We start from the raw sequence: 3,976 nt of genomic DNA, 5'->3' as shown, positions 1-3,976 counted from the left end.
TGCTTGAGCAGAAACTCAAAGCCACCAGCCACGAGGTGCAACCGGGTGAACGGGTCGAACTGCGCCACACCGGCATCCCCAATGAAATCCGGGTGATGATCGAGCGCGAAGCGCGCCGCATGGCCGGTTACCGGCAGGGGCGGATCATCGCCGACGAGTTCATGGCCCTGCTCGAAGGGGCAACCCAGCAGGATGTGGATCTGCGCATCCAGAGCTACCTCGATCAGCACGACGATCCGCGCCTCTCGGAGATCGTCAACAACCTCGCAAACGCCTGCCTTAACCGGGCGGCCGGCAAGGGAGAGGCGGTGCATGGCTGACGAGGTTTTCTTCTATCGCCTCTCGCGCAAGTTCGTCGACGAGCAGTTCGACGTGCCGGAAGAGGCCAAGGAGGTGATGTACTACAGCCTCGCCATCGGCCACCACCTCGGCATCGTCGATTGCCTGCGAGCAGACCTGGTCTGCTCGCTAACCGGTTATCGCGACTGGGTGGCAAAGCTGCCAGAAGGGAGCGAAGCGCGCCGCAAGATGGAGGGATTTCTCACCTTTGGCGAGATCACCATCTATCGCGAGCACTGCCATATGCTGGCCTGCGCCTTCGACCGACTGCGCAAAGCCGACAGTCTGCTCGATGAGCAGGAGCTGGGCTGGACCAATACCTTTATGGATCAGCTCACCGCCCTCTATAACGACCCCCATATGTACCTGATGGTAAGGAGCCGCTGATGGGCTGCAATCTCGTGTTGACCGTGGGCAATGCCATGATGGGGGACGACGGTGCCGGCCCCTATCTTGCCGACAAACTGCAAGCCGCCCCCCTGTCCGGCTGGATCCATATCGACGGCGGCATCGCGCCGGAAAATGTGGTCTACAAGGTGCGGGAGCTGCAACCGGAGCGGGTGGTGCTGGTGGATGCCGCCGAGATCGGCGAGAAGGCGGGAACCCTGCAGGTGATCCCCCCCGAGACCATCGCCGAGATGTTTATCTTCTCGACCCACAATATGCCACTCAATTTCCTCATCGACGAGCTCAAGACCTTTGTCCCCGAGGTGATCTTTGTCGGGGTACAACCGGCCATCGTGGCGTTCTCCTTCCCGATGACCGAGATGGTGAGCGAGGCGATGGATTATCTTTATCAGCATCTTGATGCCACCAGTGACACCAGTCTGTTAATAGAGAAACTGGATCAGTGGAATATTGCCAACGCCAAGCGGTGATTATTTATCGAGTTGTTAACGACCGTTATTGACCAACGGTTCCGGCAATGTGATCGAGGCCCGATGTTAAATTAAAAACATCGGGCTAATTGTGCTGAACTTGATATAAAACAAGGTTCTTTGATTTTTTCAAAAAATCGCTAACTCTCGCTTTTTTATGACAAAAAAAGCGTTGCCAGTCACAGAAATTTGCCACAAAATGGCGACCGTTACGGAAGTTGATGGGGTCTGGTGGCCTCCTCGGTCTTCAAAACCGATGTGAGCCGAGAAGGCTTTGGCAGGTTCGATTCCTGCCTCTTCCGCCAAATTCATCTATTGAACAAATACTCTCTCGCTGAATTCTTCGGCCTGGATGTTATTTCCATTGTTTGTTCAATATGTTTGAAGTAATACCTTAAAAAAGGTGCTTGCCGCTTGCCAATATAATCCGAACTCAGGTTATCTCGCTGGCCAAAAATTAATTTATCAGCATCGATGCAGCATTAATTTATACCCGCTCATTTATGCATCCAGTTTGCACTCGTCCGCAAATCGCCAGCAGTGCCATAACCCGTCAGCTCGGCCTCTCTATCGGCAAACCGGTGCGCCTCCCGAACCCACGCACTGCACTGGTAATCCCATGCCGAACTCGTCTCACGCGTCAGCTATCCCCCACCGCCAGCCCGCATCAGGTCAGGCTGCCGACGATTCACAGCCAGATTCACAGCAACTGCCCAGCCAGCAACAAACGCGCCGCTTGCCGCAAGTAGAACAGCTGCTGCAGCAACCCTTTCTCGCCGGTTTTATCGAAGCGCTGAGCCGCCCGCTGGTGACCCAGGCGGTGCGCGACACCCTGAGCGAGCTGCGCCAGAGCGAAGATTTTCGCCAGCATGGCGTTGCCCCCGAGCAGATCGAGGCACTGATTGCCAAGCGCTGCCGGCAGCAGTTGCGCCAGCGTCAAACCCGGGTGATCAACGCCACCGGCACCCTGGTGCATACCAATCTGGGGCGTTCGCCGTTAAGTGCCGATCTGTGGGACGAGGTACGTGACCTCAACACCGGCTACAACAATCTGGAGCTGGATCTCGCCACCGGCAAGCGCGGCGGGCGCAAGGGGCTGATCGCCCCCCTGCTCCGTTGCCTCACCCAGGCCGAGGATTCGCTGGTGGTCAACAACAACGCCGCTTCGCTCTTTTTGCTGCTGCAAGAGGTGGCCAAGGGGCGCGAGGTGATCGTCTCGCGCGGCGAGCAGATCCAGATTGGCGGCGGCTTTCGCATTCCCGATATTCTGGCGCTCTCCGGCGCCAAACTGGTGGAGGTGGGCACTACCAATATCACTACCGCCAAAGATTACCTTGATGCCATCACCGATCAGACCGCGCTGGTACTGATGGTGCACAGATCCAATTTCGCCATTCGCGGCTTTACCGAATCCCCCGATATCGGCGAGGTGGCCCGCGCCCTGCCCGAGCACGTGGTGCTGGCGGTGGATCAGGGCTCCGGCTTGACCAGCGAAGAGTTTGCGCCGGATGAAACCTCGGTGCGCCAGTACATCAAGGCGGGGGCAGATCTGGTCTGCTACTCCGGCGACAAGCTCTTGGGGGGCCCGCAATCGGGCATCATCAGTGGCCGCAGCGACCTTATCAAGCGGCTGGAAAAGCACCCCATGATGCGCACCTTCCGCCCGAGCCGCATCGTCTACTCCCTGCTCGAACGCCTGCTCATCCATAAGCTCAACAAATCTCCCGTCGGCGAGGGTATCGCCCAGCGCACCTTGAGCAACCCGGCCGCCATGCAGGTGAGAGCCTCCCAGCTGATAGCCGCCCTGCCCGGCTGTTTTGTGCCGGTCCCCGCCCAGCTGGTGGTGGGCGGTGGCACATTGCCGGACGAGTTCTACCCGGCCCCTGCGCTCGAATGCACCGACCCGCGTCCGGCCCAGCAGCTGCTCGATGATTTGCGCGACCTGCCGGTGCCGGTCATCGCCACCGTGCGCCAGCAGAAGGTGCTGCTCAATATGGCCACCCTGCTGCCGACCGAGATGGAATTGCTGATCGCCCAACTCAAGGAATTGCTGCTGCCCGCCCCGTTCAATACAACAAATGCGAGCGAGGAGCCTTGATCCCATGACCTCCTATCGCGCCGTTATCGGCCTTGCCGGCCACGTGGATCACGGCAAGACCCTGCTGATCAAAGCCCTCACCGGCATCACCACAGCCCGCGCCCATGAGCAGGCCATCGGCATGACCCAGGATCTCGGTTTTGCCCACTTTGACGACGGTCAGGGCAACACCATAGGCGTCATCGACGTGCCCGGCCACGAGCGCTATATCCGCAACATGGTGGCGGGGCTCTGGAGTCTGGATCTGGTGCTGCTGGTGATTGCCGCCGACGAGGGGTGGATGCCGATGACCGGCGATCACCTGCGCCTGCTCAAGGCAATGGGGGTGCCGCGTCTCTTGGTCTGCATCAACAAGTGCGATCTGGTCTCCCCTGACGAGCTGGCACTCCTTGAAGAGAGCCTGCTGGAGCAGGTGATGGACGAAAGCGGCATGGTGCCCGATATCGTCAGCGTCAGCGCCAAAACCGGCGCCAATATGGCTGCCCTGCACACCGCCATCGTGCGCCAGTTGGCCGATCTGCCAGCCTCACAAGCTGCCCGCGAGCAGAGCGCCCCGCGACTGTATGTGGACAGAGTCTTTACCGCCAACGGCACCGGCACAGTGCTCACCGGCACCTTGCAACAGGGCCGCCTCAAGGTGGGGGACAAGCTGCGCCTCTAC

At 59.3% G+C, this 3,976-nt stretch carries 4 protein-coding genes, 1 tRNA gene and 1 pseudogene; all 6 read left to right on the top strand.

All coding sequences use genetic code 11. The annotated features are described in order from the left end of the window. A pseudogene (locus tag AB5Y92_RS18260) lies at positions 1-320 on the top strand (hydrogenase); the annotation flags it as partial. Next, positions 313-726, top strand: coding sequence for a formate hydrogenlyase maturation HycH family protein (locus AB5Y92_RS18255; RefSeq protein WP_139407702.1), 414 nt, complete (start codon positions 313-315; stop codon positions 724-726). The pseudogene AB5Y92_RS18260 and the gene AB5Y92_RS18255, both read left to right, overlap by 8 nt. Continuing rightward, positions 726-1,217: a hydrogenase maturation peptidase HycI gene (hycI, locus tag AB5Y92_RS18250; RefSeq protein WP_368227332.1), complete on the top strand. Its 492-nt coding sequence runs from the start codon at positions 726-728 to the stop codon at positions 1,215-1,217. The genes AB5Y92_RS18255 and hycI overlap by 1 nt, the downstream gene beginning before the upstream one ends. A gap of 213 nt (positions 1,218-1,430) precedes the next feature. Then, positions 1,431-1,522, top strand: a tRNA-Sec gene (locus AB5Y92_RS18245). A 314-nt stretch (positions 1,523-1,836) separates the two neighbouring features. Next, positions 1,837-3,315 carry an L-seryl-tRNA(Sec) selenium transferase gene (gene selA, locus AB5Y92_RS18240; RefSeq protein WP_368227331.1) on the top strand — a complete coding sequence of 493 codons (1,479 nt, stop codon included), beginning with the start codon at positions 1,837-1,839 and terminating at the stop codon, positions 3,313-3,315. A gap of 4 nt (positions 3,316-3,319) precedes the next feature. Next, positions 3,320-3,976, top strand: a 657-nt coding sequence (locus tag AB5Y92_RS18235; protein WP_368227330.1) for a GTP-binding protein, incomplete at its 3' end; no start/stop codon positions are given.

Origin of the sequence: Aeromonas sp. R1-1 (genome assembly GCF_040908495.1) — a bacterium.
Classification (GTDB): domain Bacteria; phylum Pseudomonadota; class Gammaproteobacteria; order Enterobacterales; family Aeromonadaceae; genus Aeromonas; species Aeromonas veronii.
Note: the sequence above shows the minus strand (reverse complement) of the source record. Positions and strands in the feature narration are given on the sequence as shown.